Origin of the sequence: Streptomyces sp. NPDC051219, assembly GCF_040682335.1 — a bacterium.
Lineage (GTDB): Bacteria > Actinomycetota > Actinomycetes > Streptomycetales > Streptomycetaceae > Streptomyces.
The window spans coordinates 1-14,302 of sequence record NZ_JBFBAS010000045.1 but is presented as its reverse complement, the minus strand read 5'-3'; the positions used below and the strand labels follow the sequence as shown (position 1 = coordinate 14,302).

Annotated in this window: 13 protein-coding genes; 3 read left to right on the top strand and 10 right to left on the bottom strand. The window is 70.7% G+C overall.

What is annotated here, in order from left to right; translation table 11 throughout:
• Positions 1-6: 6 nt before the first annotated feature.
• From AB0M62_RS30995 to AB0M62_RS30985, 3 genes are all read right to left on the bottom strand, one after another.
• Positions 7-1,248 carry a hypothetical protein gene (locus AB0M62_RS30995; protein WP_366077653.1) on the bottom strand — a complete coding sequence of 414 codons (1,242 nt, stop codon included), beginning with the start codon at positions 1,246-1,248 and terminating at the stop codon, positions 7-9.
• Positions 1,245-2,432: a tyrosine-type recombinase/integrase gene (locus AB0M62_RS30990; RefSeq protein ID WP_366077652.1), complete on the bottom strand. Its 1,188-nt coding sequence runs from the start codon at positions 2,430-2,432 to the stop codon at positions 1,245-1,247. Before AB0M62_RS30990 ends, AB0M62_RS30995 begins: the two co-directional genes overlap by 4 nt.
• Before the next feature lie 73 nt (positions 2,433-2,505).
• Positions 2,506-3,036, bottom strand: a complete 531-nt coding sequence (locus AB0M62_RS30985; protein ID WP_366077650.1) for a hypothetical protein — start codon at positions 3,034-3,036, stop codon at positions 2,506-2,508.
• A gap of 156 nt (positions 3,037-3,192) precedes the next feature.
• Here AB0M62_RS30985 and AB0M62_RS30980 point away from each other — a divergent pair, with 156 nt between their 5' ends.
• Complete coding sequence (locus tag AB0M62_RS30980; protein WP_366077648.1) at positions 3,193-4,212, top strand: hypothetical protein; 1,020 nt, start codon at positions 3,193-3,195, stop codon at positions 4,210-4,212.
• 14 nt (positions 4,213-4,226) lie between these two features.
• Here AB0M62_RS30980 and AB0M62_RS30975 read toward each other — a convergent pair whose 3' ends face one another.
• Positions 4,227-5,270 (bottom strand): DUF6292 family protein, encoded by a 1,044-nt coding sequence (locus AB0M62_RS30975; RefSeq protein WP_366077647.1) that lies wholly within the window; start codon positions 5,268-5,270, stop codon positions 4,227-4,229.
• Positions 5,271-5,337: 67 nt separating this feature from the next.
• Positions 5,338-5,844 (bottom strand): hypothetical protein, encoded by a 507-nt coding sequence (locus AB0M62_RS30970; protein ID WP_366077646.1) that lies wholly within the window; start codon positions 5,842-5,844, stop codon positions 5,338-5,340.
• Between the two features lie 382 nt (positions 5,845-6,226).
• Here AB0M62_RS30970 and AB0M62_RS30965 point away from each other — a divergent pair, with 382 nt between their 5' ends.
• Positions 6,227-8,059, top strand: coding sequence for a zeta toxin family protein (locus AB0M62_RS30965; RefSeq protein WP_366077645.1), 1,833 nt, complete (start codon positions 6,227-6,229; stop codon positions 8,057-8,059).
• On the opposite strand, the gene AB0M62_RS30960 is transcribed toward AB0M62_RS30965, so the two are convergent.
• Positions 8,023-8,298: a hypothetical protein gene (locus AB0M62_RS30960; protein ID WP_366077644.1), complete on the bottom strand. Its 276-nt coding sequence runs from the start codon at positions 8,296-8,298 to the stop codon at positions 8,023-8,025. The genes AB0M62_RS30965 and AB0M62_RS30960 overlap by 37 nt on opposite strands.
• A 201-nt stretch (positions 8,299-8,499) precedes the next feature.
• Here AB0M62_RS30960 and AB0M62_RS30955 point away from each other — a divergent pair, with 201 nt between their 5' ends.
• On the top strand, positions 8,500-11,175 hold the full coding sequence (locus tag AB0M62_RS30955; protein WP_366077643.1) for an ATP/GTP-binding protein: 2,676 nt from the start codon (positions 8,500-8,502) through the stop codon (positions 11,173-11,175).
• Positions 11,176-11,252: 77 nt separating this feature from the next.
• Here AB0M62_RS30955 and AB0M62_RS30950 read toward each other — a convergent pair whose 3' ends face one another.
• From AB0M62_RS30950 to AB0M62_RS30935, 4 genes are all read right to left on the bottom strand, one after another.
• Positions 11,253-11,603, bottom strand: coding sequence for a hypothetical protein (locus tag AB0M62_RS30950; RefSeq protein ID WP_366077642.1), 351 nt, complete (start codon positions 11,601-11,603; stop codon positions 11,253-11,255).
• A 573-nt stretch (positions 11,604-12,176) separates the two neighbouring features.
• Positions 12,177-12,980 carry a hypothetical protein gene (locus tag AB0M62_RS30945; protein ID WP_366077641.1) on the bottom strand — a complete coding sequence of 268 codons (804 nt, stop codon included), beginning with the start codon at positions 12,978-12,980 and terminating at the stop codon, positions 12,177-12,179.
• Positions 12,964-13,491 (bottom strand): sigma-70 family RNA polymerase sigma factor, encoded by a 528-nt coding sequence (locus AB0M62_RS30940; RefSeq protein ID WP_366077640.1) that lies wholly within the window; start codon positions 13,489-13,491, stop codon positions 12,964-12,966. Before AB0M62_RS30940 ends, AB0M62_RS30945 begins: the two co-directional genes overlap by 17 nt.
• A 56-nt stretch (positions 13,492-13,547) precedes the next feature.
• Positions 13,548-13,706 (bottom strand): hypothetical protein, encoded by a 159-nt coding sequence (locus AB0M62_RS30935; RefSeq protein WP_366077691.1) that lies wholly within the window; start codon positions 13,704-13,706, stop codon positions 13,548-13,550.
• Between the last annotated feature and the right edge of the window lie 596 nt (positions 13,707-14,302).

Below are 14,302 nucleotides of genomic sequence, written 5' to 3'. Positions count from 1 at the left end.
ACCTGGTCAGGCCATCACCCGGCCCTGCCGCAGGACATTACGGGCAGCCCGGACATAGCTGGTGCGGGTGCCGCCAGCGATGCGGCCGTTGGCCTCAAGGAACGTCATCCGGTTCAAGTAGTTCTCGACGTCCGCGCGGCCCAGCGCCCCCGTGTCCATGCCCTGGTCCGGGCAGGCCTCAAGACTCCGCGACAAGAAGGCCAGTCCGATCATGTGCTGGCGGGCGTGGGAGGAGGTGCTGCGCGAGCGCACACGGGTCAGGTAGTCGCGGGCCCAGCGTTTGGCGGTCTCCTTCAGCCAGGGCTGGTGGATTTCGGTGAACTCCACCGATCCGCGATGCCCGAAGACCGACAGGTCCCAGGTGTCCTTGCCGTACTCGCCCTCCGGAGACTTGAACGCCCGCAGCGCGTAGGCGGTCAGGCGGTTGAGCAGCACCTTCGCCGTGCCGTTCGCCTCCGGTCCGGGGACGTCCTCCAGGCGGCCCGCCAGCGAGGGGCGGATGGTGCGGTCGATGAGCGCGCGCAGCCCGCCGATGTCGGTCTTCGCACCGCGCCGGCAGCGGTGCTGCAACCCGAACAGCAGCTGCGCGACGACCAGATCAGCAAGGCCCCGAAAGCTGATCTCTGAGCCGCTGCACCCCGACGGCACGGTCCGCAGCCACATCTGCTCGTCGACGTCCGCATCCGCATTGCGAAGGCGGTTGAGCTGCTTGCCGTGCGGATGGCAGAGCCGGTGCCCCACCCCGGTCACGGTCTGCCGGGTGCAGGCGAGCACACCGCAGTCGCCAAAGCGTGGCAGCGCCAGGGCCGCGGGGTCGGCGAGGAACTCCGTCAGCGTGCCGCCGGACTGCCGGTGCTGGTACCAGTGCGAGCGACACAGCGGCTGTCTGCCGGAATTGATCCAGGTCCTCTCGCATCCGCCAACCCGGCACCTGCCCGCACCCACGCGGGGAGTGGTGCGCGGGAGCTTGATGAACTCCTCGAACGGCAGTCCGGACTTGCGGTGCTGGTCCTGGCAGGTCCGGCACAGACCACGGCTCTTCGACGGCAGGTCGCACTCCGGCACCGGGCAGGCCCGCATGCCCAGCAGGGGATGGTCGACCGGCGCGCTCAGGACACGTCGCTCGCCGTCCCAGCCGACCTCCGTGAAGAACCCTGGCTCGATCAGCGACCACAGGAACGCGGCCCGCTCCTCCTCGCGGGCGCCCAAAGCCGGCGGCGCCGCCGGCAGAGTCATTGCCGTAGTCATCGGCCTCCTCCCGCCAGTTCGCGCGGCGAAGGCACCCGATCCACGGCCCGGCGCAGCCGGGCCGGGTCCGGGTGCAGATACGGCTCGGCGCTGGACAGCCGTGCGTGATCGAGCAGGGCGGCCACCTCGTCCAGGTTGCCGCCGGCGTCCGCGACGTTGCTGGCCATCGCATGCCGGAGCATGTGCGGGGTCACGATCCGCGACAGCCCAGCCCGCTTCGACAGCCGCACCAACAGCTCGGTGACGCCGTCCGGGCTCATCGGGGCGCCCAGCGGCTCGGCGAACAGGTTGACCAGCACGAAGTCGCTCGCGACGCCGTGTGGCAGCGCCATCCGCTCGATCACGTACTGGTCGTGGGCCTGGACCACCAGAAAGTCGACCGGCTTGGCCTTCCCCGGCCCCGCGCTCGGCTGCCGCTTGGCCCACGCCCCGTTGACGTTCTCCCGCCGCAGCACGTGGAGATGGGAGCCGGCCACCCGGCAGCCCAGCGCGGTGGAGTCCGGCATGAAGTGCATGTCCTCGCGCCGCAGGCCCGCCGCTGTGCCGCGGCGCAGTCCGGCTCGGGCGAGCAGCAGCACGATGAAGCGGTCGCGGGCGTTGCGGCAGGCCATGAACAGTGCCACCGCTTCGGCGTCCGTGGCCCGGTCCCGGCGCTTGCGCGGCACCTGTACCCGGTGGCGGGCCTTGAGCCGGTAGCTCATCCCCTCGCTGCGGGCCTCCTCCGGCAGGTCCCAGTCCTCGGCCACCTCGTAGAGCTGGACCAGGACCTCCGAGGGCACGCTCTTCGCGGTGATGCCGTGCAGGAGGAACTGCCGTACGCCGGTCAGCACGTTCCCGATCCGGCCCGGCTGGCGGTGCGGCTCCGTCCCCGGCCCGGCCATCACCACCCCGCGGCCCGCGACCGGCCGCTCGATCCCCGTGGCCGCCGGAGTCCCGTACTTCAGCCACACCGTGAACAGCCCGAGATCCACCGCGGCGGTCCGCCAGTCACGGCCGGTCCGGGCACACCAGCGCAGGTACAGCGCGACGTGCCCGGCGTACGTACGCGTCGTCAACTCCGCCTGGTCCCGGCCGAACCGCACATACCGCAAGAACGCATCCGCCGCCGGCACCACCGCCAGGTCCTCGTCCAGCACCGTCCAGTACGCGGCCCCCGAAGGCAGCCGTACACGAAAAGCTCGCAAGGGTTTCTCCACTCCATCTGCAACGTGTCGCAACGATCACGACAGCTCCAGAGATGCGAGGAAGAACCTCAGCTCACACGATCAGACGCAGCGTCGCGCCACACTCGCGGTCGCCCGGGAGAACGACGTAGAGCAGCACGGCGGGGCGCGGGTCGCGGGCGGTGCGGGCCCGCACGATGTCCACGTACGACTGGGAACCGAAGCCGCGTACGACCAGGACGGGGATGCCGAGGTCGGCCAGCCAGTCGGTAAACATGCGGCGCAGCGTGTCCTTCTCGGCCGCGAGGTACAGCGCGGTCCTCTGGCCGGCGGTGCGGTCCAGGGCGAACCATCCGGGGACGTCGGCGAGGAACGCGGGGGCGTCGGACCAGGCCGGAGGGACGTGGACTTCGCGCAGGGTGTCGATCAGGTCGGGGAAGTGGCCGTCGCGGCGGGCCTGGGCCAGTTGGGAGGACAGACGCCGGTAGGTGGGCGCCGTGTTGGGGATGAGCCCTTCGGCGACGAGCCGGTAGTGGACCTGGCGCAGCGTGCAGCCCAGTTCCCCGTACGCGGTCACGATTGCCCGGGCGCGGTCGACGATGGCGGGCCAGTGGAGGCGTCCCATACCCGATGGCGTTGCTGCTGGTCAGGGTGCTGGGCAAGCCTTGGGGACGTGGTGCTGGGCAAGCCTCGGGTGTAGGTGGGCAAGCCCTGGCCGGGACGCCCCGGACGATGTGTGTTCGATTCTTGTTCGAGTACGGTGAGGGTGGGAGGTGTCGCCATGGACGAGCAGCACGACCAGGCCGTGGGGGCCGGTTCGCCGATCCTCCATCTGCGCTGCCCGATGGACGTGGATCCCGGTCTGTACCGGCTGCTGCTCGGCCTGGTGGGGGACGTGACGCCGATGGTGCAGGCCCTGCCGCCATCCGCTGCCGTGGCGGACGTCTCCGGCAGCGTGCGGTTCTTCGATCGCGATCCGGCAGAGCTGGCTCGGATGATCCGGGCGCGGGCCCTGGCGCTGTACGGCTTGCCCGTGGCGATCGGGGTGGGGCCGAACTGGACGGTCGCGGCGATGGCGTCCCGGGAGCCGGGGCGGGGCGGAGTGTATGCGGTCGGCTCCAGTTCGGAGGCGGTGGCGGCGTTCCTTCACCCGCGGCCGGTTGGTGAGCTCCATGGCATCGGGCGCGCCCAGGAGCGGACGCTGACGACGTACGGGGTGCACACGATCGGGCTGCTGGCGAATCTGCCGGAGTCGACGGTGCAGCGGGTGCTGGGCGGGAAGACGGGCCGGCTGCTGCGCGAGCGGGCCCGCGGAGTTGACCGCCGCAGGGTGGTGCCGGCCGAGCTGCCGCACAGCGCCGCCGCCCAGCGGCGCTTCCCGACCGACACCCTGGCCCCGGAACTGGTGCGCTCCGCGCTGCTGTCGCTGGCGGTCGAGCTCGGCGAGCGGCTGCGAACGCGCCGGCAGGCGGCGAAGGCCGTGACCATGACGGTGACCTTCGCCGACCGCACCCAGATCCACCGCAGCCGCCAACTGCCCGGCGGGCCGTCCGCGCACACCGACGATCTGCGCGACGCGGCGTACGAGATGTACCGGGCCTTGGGGCTGCAGCGGGCCCGGGTGCGGGCGGTCGCCCTGCGTTGCGAGCAGCTGGTGGATGCGGCCGCGGCCTGCGAGCAGCTCTCCTTCGACCCCGACCGGGAGCACCGGCTGCGCGCCGAGCAGGCCATCGACGCGCTCAACGCCCGCTTTGGTTCCGGCACGGTGGGGCCTGCGGCGAGCTATCCGCGGGCCGGCTGAACCTCTCAGCAGGGTTAGGCCTTGGGGCGCTTGGAGCCCTTGCGGCCGTCGGCGAGCTGCTCGAGCAGCTCGGCCGACTCCGGCCGGATGCTGCTGCCGAGGTAGCGGATGCCCTCGCCTTCCGGAGCGGTGCCGGTTTCCTTGCCGCTCGGGTGGCGCCTGCTGGTCGCGGTGCGCCATCCGTACCGCTCGTCCCACACCAGCGCCGGCGACGTCTGGCTCGCGGTGAGCGGGACGGCTGCCGCCAGGTGCTCGTCGGCGAGCTGGCGCACCTCCACCTGGACCGGCTCGGCGACGCCGGCCTCGGCCAGGGCGTCGGCCACCTGCTGCAGGTACGGGCGTGCACGGCGGGTGCACAGCTCGGCCTCGGCGATCGTCGCGGCGCCGCGGTGGGTGACGGTGGGGTAGCCGAGGCGCTCGGCGGCCTCGAGCGGGGTCAGCTGGGGGGTGGCCTCGACCAGGTCGGCGATGCGCCGGCCGCGGACCTGCGCGAGTCCGGCCTGGGCGGTGGGGAACTTCGCGATGCCCAGGGTGTCGGCGACTTCGGTGAGCGTGATCGCCGGGTTGTCGTCGAGCAGCTCGGCGATGCGGGGCAGGATCTCGTCGCGCGGGATCATGTCGCCGCTGCCGGTGCGGCGGCCGCCGCCGGCGCCGCGGCCGGGGCGGGAGGCCTTGAACTCGCGCACGACGCGGCGCGGCCAGTGCTCGGTGCCGTTCTCCTTCGGGACCAGGACGACGTGCTCAGTCAGCTTCGGGTCGCTCTTGTACTTGTTCCAACTGGCCGGCGAAACGCCCAGCTCGGCAGCGGCCTCATGGCGGTCCAGCAGGTCCTCGTCGTCATCGACGTCCGGCAGCTCGGGGACGGGCTCGCCAGCCCAGAAGGCCTTCGTCTGCTCGCTGTCCCACAGCTTGGCCCGTGCGTCGGGCGAGCTGATCGGGGCGGGGTGCCCCTCCTGCTCATACGGCTTGGTGTTGCGGAAGGTGCCCAGCGGCTTGCCGACCGCGGCAGCCAGGTCGGCCATCGTCTGTGCGTACTTGAGGCGTCCGGCGCGAATCATCTTGTTCGTATCTCCATCAGAGGGCGGGCGGGGCGCCGGTGTCAGCGCCCCGCCCGGAGCGGGCGATTCAGGTGGTCGAGGGGTCCGGCAGGCAGTTCGGCAGGCACGGCTCGCCGGGCTCGGCGCCGCATCCGTCGCAGCTGCGGGCGGCGGCGTCGATGAACGGCTGGAGGAAGGCGAGGGCGCCGGCGGCGTGGGTGAGCGGAACCAGGGCGGCGGCGGTGATGACGTAGAGGCCGTGCGGGGCGCGGCGCGTGGTGTGGACGCGGATGCCGGCGGTGTCGCCGGGGCCTGAGGCGAGGTTCGGCAGGAGGAGGCCGTCGGGGTGCCACTGCACGGTGACGTCGGCGTCGGCCAGGTCGCGGGCGAGCTCGGCGAGTTCGGCGGCCGCGGCCGCGGCGCTGGCCGGCCAGGCCAGGTGCGCGCTGTCGCCGGCGGCGCGCTCGGCGGCGTCGGTGACGGCGGGGGCTTCGAGCTCCTGGACGTGGTGGTCGGCATCTCGCCGGGCGAGGTAGACGGGCATGAGCTTCTCCTTGCGTGAGGTGTGTTCGGTGCCGGCGCGCTGCCACGACACGCCAACGAGACAACAATAACCCCTTTGCATCACTATCGGCAAGGAAGCGCGTGTCGAATGTGACGTCGGGCCGATACACTCGCTAGCGAGACCACCTCTCGGGTTCTCCCGCGGAGTGTGTGTTTTCGGTTGGCCGGTGCCCTTGCCACCCGCTTCGGCGGATTGGGCGCCGGCCTTTTGCGTGCCCGCGCATCGCCAAGCGGCCCCCGTCGCACGCCAACTGGCAGCACGGCAGACTCCCGCAGCCATGCCGTTCGATCGTGATGTTTGCATGTTATAGTTGTTTCATCGGGTCTGGCGGCTGGCCAGCACACGAAGACATGCACGAAGAGCACGACCTGCAGATCAGCAAGGAGACGCTCGTGGCCGCCCAGGAGAACCGGTGAGAGACAGTCACGTCGTATCGGTCATGCTGTCCGACGACGAAAGCCGCGACGTTCTGACCCGGGTGATCCTTCCGGCGTGGACGAAAGACGCTGCCCGCCAGGACCGGCCGGTCGTCGTGATCGTCGGCGGCCAGCCGGGCGCAGGGAAGACCCAAGTCGCTGACCTCGTCCAGGCGGTGCTGGACCGTCGCGGCGGCGCAGTGCGGATCGGCAGTGACCTGTACAAGGCCGCGCACCAGCACTACGCCGAACTGCTGGCCGTCGATGTCCGCACGGCGGGAGTGAAGGTCCGGCCAGACACGCGCCGCTGGCAGGCCGCCGTCGAGGAGTACGTCCGCATCCACGGGTTCGACGCAGTGGTGGAGTCGGCCCTGGCCGATCCCGCCGAGTTCCGTACATCTGCTGGTGCGTACCGGCAGGCCGGCTCCCGCGTCGAGGTGGTGGCGGTGGCGACAGCGGAGGCGTGGAGCCAGCTCGGAATCCTGGACCGCTTCCTGTGCGAGGCGATCGACGGCGGCGGTCGGTACGTGTCGTGGGAGAACCACGACACGTGCGCGAAGCAGATGCTTGCGACGCTCGCGGTCATCGAGGCCGAGCAGTTGGCGGACCGCATCACCGTCGTACGCCGCGACGGCACGGTGCTGTACGACAACGACCTCGTGGACGGAATGTGGCGACGGCGGCCGGCGGCCGAGAAGGCGGTGGCGTACGAGCGGTCGCGGCCGTGGTCCGCGCGGGAGACGGCCGTCTTCCGCCGGGAACTGGCCCGGACCGACCAGCGCCTACACCGCGAACTGGCCTGTGAGGACCGGCGCCTGGCCGTCCAGCGGGATGCCGAGCGCGCTGCCGCCCTGGCCGAGCCGGTCCGCCGGATAGCGCAGCCCCGCAGCCAGGCGCCGGGGGTGGACTATCACCGGCTGTCGGCCGACGAACATCGCTGGGTCTTCGACGAGCTGATCGCCCCGTCCTATCTGAACGGCATCATCCGCCGGGACGACCCGCGGGCCGTCTACGTACTGGGCCAGCCGGGGGCGGGGAAGCTGCTGGCGGCCAGGATGGTCAGGCGGGCCATGCGGCCGGGGACGGTCCACCTGGTGGGCGACGACTTCAAGGCGTCGCATCCGGACTACTTCCAGCTGCTGAGGGACGATCCCCGCAACGCGGGCGCGGCGATCCGGGCGGACTACCGGGCCTGGTTCGCCGAGGCGGAGGCGTACGTGCGGGTCCGGCGCGGTGACGTGCTCATCGAGGGAGCGCCGGGCAGCGTGAAGGAGTTCCTGGGCAGTGCGCTGCCGTTCGCGACCGGCGGCTATCCGGTCGAGCTGGTGGTCCTGGCCGTGAGGGAGGCCGACAGCCGGCTGGCGACGGCGCTGCGGTATGCCCGTTCCCTGCAGATCGGGGGCAACGGCCGGTTCACCTCGCGAGCGGGGCACGACCAGTGCTTCCGCGCTCTGGCCAACGTCGTGGAGCTCGCTCAGACGCATCCGGCGATCACGGCCGTGACGGTAATCCGGCGGGATGGGGAGGCCCTGCTGCGCCACGAGGCCGGCGGCGGCGCGCGGGTGTCGTGGGCGCTGGCGGCGGAGCGGCAGCGGCCCTACACCGACCAGGAGGCCGCCCAGTTCCTCCGACTCCATCACGCGCTGCGCCTGGCGCTGCCCCAGCACCGCCGCGAGTTGGACGAGATCGCCGCGCTGGCACGGCCGTTGATGCCCGCGCGGGTGCAGCCGGCCCGGATCGACCGGCCGCACCCGCCCGTCTGGCCGCTCCCCGTACTGAGGAGGGCCACGGACTACGACTCGTTGAGTTCCTTCAGCCGCGCGGCGTAGAGGGCAGCGATCCGGGCCGTCTCCTGCGGGTCGGCGGTCCCCAGCCGCTGCTGGTCGTCCAGCGCGGCCTGCCGGCCTACCTTCAGCTCCTCGATCCGGTCCTCGTCGGGCACCGGGGAGCGACGCTCAGTGGCGAGCTGGGTGTTGTACCAGGTCACCACGTCCCGGACGATGTCCGCCGCCTGCAGTTCATCGCCGCCTTCCAGCTGGGAGAAGTCGCGGTTGGGGGTGTCGGACACGGCAGTACCACCTTTGTGTTGATCTTGATGTGAAACGGCCATTGTCTCGTTGGCCGATTCCGGTGGCACAGTGCCGCGACGCGCCACGATCGGCGGGCGGAGCTCCTGCGCACGTCACAGCATCCAGGGGATGCTTCCCTCAAGGGGGCTCGCTCCGGCATAGGTTGGGCCCAGGTGATCATCGTTTCTCGGGGGTTGGGCGTGGCAGGTCGGGATCTCAGGGCGTTGTTCAGTACGAATGACCGCGGCCTGTCGACGGCGGAGGCGTTCACGAACCGCCAGTTTCAGTGGGAGTTGGTGGGTGCCGCGCTCACCGAGCACCTGCGGCGCACCGCGGACCCCGCCTTCGACGCCGAGGACCTCGAGGCCCCGCGTGACAACCTGCAGGTGTTCCACGGGGTCGGCGGCATCGGCAAGACGACGCTGTCCCGCAAGCTGGAGGCCGCGCTGGCCGGTGCTGAGCACCGGCCTGCCCAGTGGGGGGAGCCCACCTGGTCCGGTGAGCGGATCCTGCCCGTACGAATCGACCTGGCCCGCTCCGCCGGCACCGACTTCGAGCAGGTCGTGCTGACGATCCGGGCCGCGCTCGCGGAGCTCGGCCGGCCGCTGCCCGCTTTCGACCTGGCGCTACGGCGTTACTGGGAGCAGCAGCACCCGGGCGAACCTTTGGAGGAGTACCTGCGCCGCGGAGGCCTGGCCGGCCGGTTCGGCAAGGCGATGCCGCAGCAGATGCAGTCCGCGCTCGCGGACGTCGCCCAGGCGCTGCTGCTACCGGGCAGCGTCGGCACGGCGGTCGGTGCGGTGACCGGCTCCCTCGTACGGGCGCTGCGCGAGCGCCGGCAGACCGTCCGGGCGCTCGCCGGATGCGCGCGGCTCGCCGACCTGCTGGAAGCTGAGCCTGATCTGGAGACGCTCTCCTTCTACCCGCACCTGCTGGCCTGGGAACTGGCGCAGCTCCCGGCGGACAAGAAGGTGACGCCGGTGATCCTGCTGGACACCTTCGAGGACGTCGGGGACCGCACCCACCGGGACATGGAGCGCCTGCTGCAGCGGGTGGTGTGGCTCATGCCCAATGCCTTCTTTGTCATCACCGGCCGCTCCCGCCTGCAGTGGGCCGACTCCGCTCTCCAGGGCCAACTCGACTACACCGGGCCCGCCGCCTGGCCCGGCCTGGTCGCGCACGACATGCCAGCTGCCCGCACCACATCCGCGCTCGCCGGCCGCGGCCGCAGGCGGCAGGTGCTGATCGGCGACTTCTCCCCCGAGGACTGCGACGACTACCTCGCCCGCCGGCTCGCACGCGACGGACAGCCCCTCATCGGCGACGAGATCCGCCGGGTCATCACCGACCGGTCCCACGGCCTGCCGCTCTACCTTGACCTGTCGGTGATGCGGTTCCTGGAAATCCGCCGTACGGGCCGCGACCCGCAGCCGGCCGACTTCGAGGTCGACTTCCCGGCCCTGATCGCCCGCACCTTGTCCGACCTCACACCGGATGAGCGTCACGTCCTGCGCTCCGTCGCGCTGCTGGACGCCTTCGACCTCGCCCTGGCAACTCGGGCTGCAGGCATGACCCATGAGGCGCCGGCGATGCGGCTCATCGAGCGGCCTTTCGTCCGAGAGCAGCCCTTCGGGCTGTGGCCGTACCACCTGCACGGCCTCATCCGCTCCACCGTCCGAGGCGCTGACGACCAGGCCGACGACCGCTGGTCCCCGCGCGACTGGCAGCAGGCCGCCGAACGGGCCCTCGAAGCGCTCGGCACCCAGTGGGCCGCCGGCTCCGGGCGGGACCGGGTGCTGCTGGTCGGGTGTCTGCGCCAAGGCCTCGCCCTTGCCCGCGACTTCCGGCTCGACCTGGACTGGCTCGCCAGCGCGGCATGGAGCTACGTCAGCGACTCCGTATGGGAGCCCATCGCCCCACCCGCCCGGCCAGACGCTGAGAGGTCGGAGACCGCGGCCGACGCCCTGGTCGAACTGCTCAGCGCGCTCGCCCGCCGCCAGCACGAGCACCGCACCGTCACCGCCGACCGGCTCACCACCGTCGTCGGCGCCGGACTGCTCCCCACCGACCTGCATGAGATGGCCGTCTACTACCTCGCCAAGGCCCAGCGCGACATCGGTCGCTCCGACGACTCCCGGCAAGGAATGCAGCTCGTCGCCGACGGCGGCGGCCGCCTCGCCCCCGCTGCCCGGCGCGGCCTGGCCCACCTCGCCCGCCTCGCCGGCGACTTCCCCACCGCGTACGACGTCGTGCAGACCCTCGGCTGGGAAGGCCGCCACTACCGCGTCGAAGGCGACATCCTCTGGCCCCACGGCGACATGGAACGCGCGGCCGTCGCATACGAAGCCGCCCGCGATGAGGCCGAACAGCACAATGTCGCCGGCGAACGCGCCACCAGCCAGGCCCAGCGTGCCTTCGTCCTCGCCTTCACCGACCCCGACGCCGCCGACGACGAACTCCACCTTGCCGAACAGCTGCTGACCGGGCTCGACCTCCGCGCCACCACCCTCACCACAAAGATCGCTGCCCTCGTCCGAGACGCCGGGGCAATCAGCAGCCTCGAGCCCGTACGCCTGCTCCGCGCCGAAATCAGCAACGCCGGCCTGGCATCTGCGGAAGCCGCGCTGGAACTGGCCCTGTGCTTCCACCACGCCGTCCAAAACGACTACGACAAGCTCAGCGCTGCGATCTCACGTCTGCAAAACCTCACTCGCGGCGGCGACTACACGTACTACGACGACATCGCCCACTTCATGGCCGACCGCTCTCTCAGCGGCGCCTCCGCGGCGCGGTGGCTGGACGGCGAGCAGCCCACCCGCAGCCGATGGCGGACGCTGGTCACCGCACGGCGCGAGTACCTGCGCAACGCGCGCTGAGAATGAAGGCGGCGGCCGTCTCCAGTGGAAACGGCCGCCGTTCCCGCGACGTGCGCCGGCGTCTGGATGCGACGCGATCAGGTGGGATTCAGCGGGGTGATGCCCGTTCCCGCGTACAACTCGGGCTCAAGTGACAAAACCGTGAGCGGCTCACCCGCCTTGACCGCCTGCCAGGCGATCGCCGCGGCGTGAGCCACCGGCCAGTCCACGTTTCTCCAGTCCATCGCATCGACGGCGTGCGCCGTGCTGAAGGGAACGTTCTCCGCGAACCGCAGCGACGCTGCATGCTTGCCCGCCCCTGCAACCTGACGCTCGGCAGCGAGAACGGACAGCGACGGGACGGCCGCGCCGACCCCGCGCACGCCGGGGACCATCTTCAAGGTCAGATCCCCCAGCCGAAACTGGATACGGGTCTCCTCCTCGACCATTTCACGGCCCTGCTTGATGTACCGGGCCCACTGTCGATCGGTGAACTGGTCAGGGAAGGGGCTAGTGATCTTCGTCGCCGACCTGACGCCTCCAGAGGGCACCGGCCTGGCCCGATTTCCATTCACAGCATCTACGCCACGGTTTGCCCTCTGTGGGTATTTTACGACCTAGTATCACTTTCCTGGTGGCAGACGGACGAGAGCGAGACCCGGATCGGTGATCGGTACGGAGGTCTCGCGCGTGGGATTGAGGTCCGGGCGCTCCCCTGAGCGGACAGCGGACAGGACGGGCGTGACCTCTCGCCGTGAAGGGCGTTATCCGATGGACACGTGCGTACCAGGTCCCCCCATGGTTCCGTGTGGATGAAGGCTCTGACCACCCCGCCCGGCGCGGTCAGGGCCTTCGTCGTTGGCGGGCGTTGCCGAAGTTTCGGGACGCCTATCTGGACGCGGATTGCGGGGGCGCCGGCACGTCGTCGGCGTGGCGTTCCGATTCGACCGTTTCCGGGACGAAGATGGCCACGGCTGCGCCTCCGTCGTACTCGGCAGTTGGGCCGCTGCGTGCGGGAGGTGTCACGGCCAGCCCGCTCGCGTGCGGCAGGTGGATCTGCGGGGGATCTTGCGCTTGGGCAGGGGCGCGGGCCGGGGCCCGCGCGTGGGGTCGGCCGGTGCGGCGGCGGTCAGCGTGCGGATGTGATCGGTGAAGTCGGGGTCGGGCAGGGGCAGGTCGAGGTCGTCGTCGACGTAGGTGACAGCGACCGGTACGTAGTCCAGCACCGCGCTGACGCAGTCCGGCACGCCCGGGGTATCGATTTTCAGGGCGCGCAGGATCCGCAGGGAGGTGGTGGGGGCGAGGGCGACTTGGTCGTCACCGGTGTCCTGGGAGGTGACGATGTCGGCCTGGGTGTGCCACCAGTCGGCTTCTCCGTACTCGCCCAGTGCTCTGTGGTGGAGGTAGAGGCAGTAGGTGGCGGCGGTGTCGCCGGCTCCGGCGGCGTACTGCCACCAGAAGCGGGCGGATTCCTCGCGTTCGGACAGCTGCAGCATGCAGCCGAGCACTCGTGCGCCGGACGGCTCGGGCAGGGCCCGGGCCAGGAAGAGTTTCAAATCGGCCAGTGCCCCGGTGTGCGTGACGACGGTCTCGCACAGAGTCTGCAGATCCTGTGCCGCAGTGCTCTCCTCGCTGGGGGCTTTGCGTTCCGATGGTGTCTGCCGCGGCGTGCGGGCGGTTTGGGGGCCGCCTTCTTCCAGCTCATGGAGGAAGGCCGAAGCGGCCCGGGCGGCGAGACGGGATTCGGCGGCGTCGATGTCGGCCTGGGTGTAGGGCTGGTGGATCTGGCGCGCCCGGGAGAGCAGATCGTCAATGGGCGACGTCATCAGCGCGTCCCTCTTCCTTGTCGGTGACGTCGAGACCGAGGGTGTGGCGCAGGCGGCGTTTGGCGTGGCGGGCGGTGGATCGAACGCCGGCGGGAGTGATGCCCATTTCGTCGGCGACCTGGGTGATGGTGTAGCCGTGCAGGTACAGCAGGACCATCACGTCCATCTGGCGTTCGGGAAGCTGCCGGATGGCCTGGAAGAGATTGAGCGTCTCCTCCAGCTGTCCGATGGGGTCCACCGCCTCGCGTAACGCCACGACCTCGAACGCGGCCGCGTCCAGGAGCGCCGGGCGCCGCCCGCGGGCCCGGCCGACGTCGATGGTGCTGTTGCGCAGGACTCGCCAGGCGTAGCCGGCCGGGTTCTCGCTGGAGAGCACCACGGTCCATGCCTTCAGGAGTAGTTCGAAGGCGGCGTCGACGGCTTCCTCGGCGTCGGCGCGGTTGCTGAGGTAGGTATGGGCCCAGCGGATGTAGGCCGGGCGGTGCGTCTGGTGGAATGCGCTGAAGTCCACCGGCAACTTATTTGTCATCGGCGCGGCGCCCGGTGTCCGGTGTGGGAGTCCGCGGCTCACTCTGCTCCCTCGCTGCGGCTGGTACGGCGCATCTCGCTGATGCCTGCCTTCACCCCGGCTACGGCCGCGCGGCGCGCCAGTATCACGGCGTCGCGGCCGAACACCCGCAGTGCCAGCGCCGCCATGAGTACGTCCGCCGCAAGCTCCATCGTCACGAGCCCTCGGGCCCCTCCTGTGCGAAAGGCGAGGCCCAGATTCCCCCAGGCGGCCTCGGAAAGGCGCTGGTGTGCGCCTTCGTTCCGATGACGTCCCGGGGCGCCCGTTTGTGCAACAGCAAGCCTAGAAAATCTCACCGAGCGCGTCGCTCTGGTTACGCATTCTTGTTCGCAGCAACCGACTTATGTCATTTTCGCCGATCCCCGCCACCCCACCCACCCCCGCACGCCACGCCTCCTGACCTGCCATGCCGACTCGAGGCGTGCCGCCCCAACGGAGCTTTGCGCAAACACCGGTGCAACACCTCACGCCACGTCATGTGACGCACGACACAAGGCAGTTCGTGAACCCGGAGTGCGCCCCACCCCTGCCTGACCGCCGGCGCGCAGCCGCAGCGGAACAACCATTCCCCTTCTGCCGCGCACCGGCCGCGGGGGCGCTCCCATGCTCGGCAGATCGGTCAGGGGCGTCGGGGGCTGCAGATCCAGGTGAGCCTGAGATGTAGGGTCTCGCCGCCGATGACATGTCGATCTTCTGTGACCTGCTGGTTCTCTGTTGTCTCACCGCGATGTCACCCAAGATCAGTCTCAGATCG

Coding starts and splice junctions, on each gene's coding strand:
- AB0M62_RS30995 (WP_366077653.1), bottom strand. CDS start 1,248: ATGACTACGGCAATGACTCTGCCGGCGGCGCCGCCGGCTTTGGGCGCC.
- AB0M62_RS30985 (WP_366077650.1), bottom strand. CDS start 3,036: ATGGGACGCCTCCACTGGCCCGCCATCGTCGACCGCGCCCGGGCAATC.
- AB0M62_RS30980 (WP_366077648.1), top strand. CDS start 3,193: ATGGACGAGCAGCACGACCAGGCCGTGGGGGCCGGTTCGCCGATCCTC.
- AB0M62_RS30975 (WP_366077647.1), bottom strand. CDS start 5,270: ATGATTCGCGCCGGACGCCTCAAGTACGCACAGACGATGGCCGACCTG.
- AB0M62_RS30950 (WP_366077642.1), bottom strand. CDS start 11,603: ATGGTCGAGGAGGAGACCCGTATCCAGTTTCGGCTGGGGGATCTGACC.
- AB0M62_RS30945 (WP_366077641.1), bottom strand. CDS start 12,980: ATGACGTCGCCCATTGACGATCTGCTCTCCCGGGCGCGCCAGATCCAC.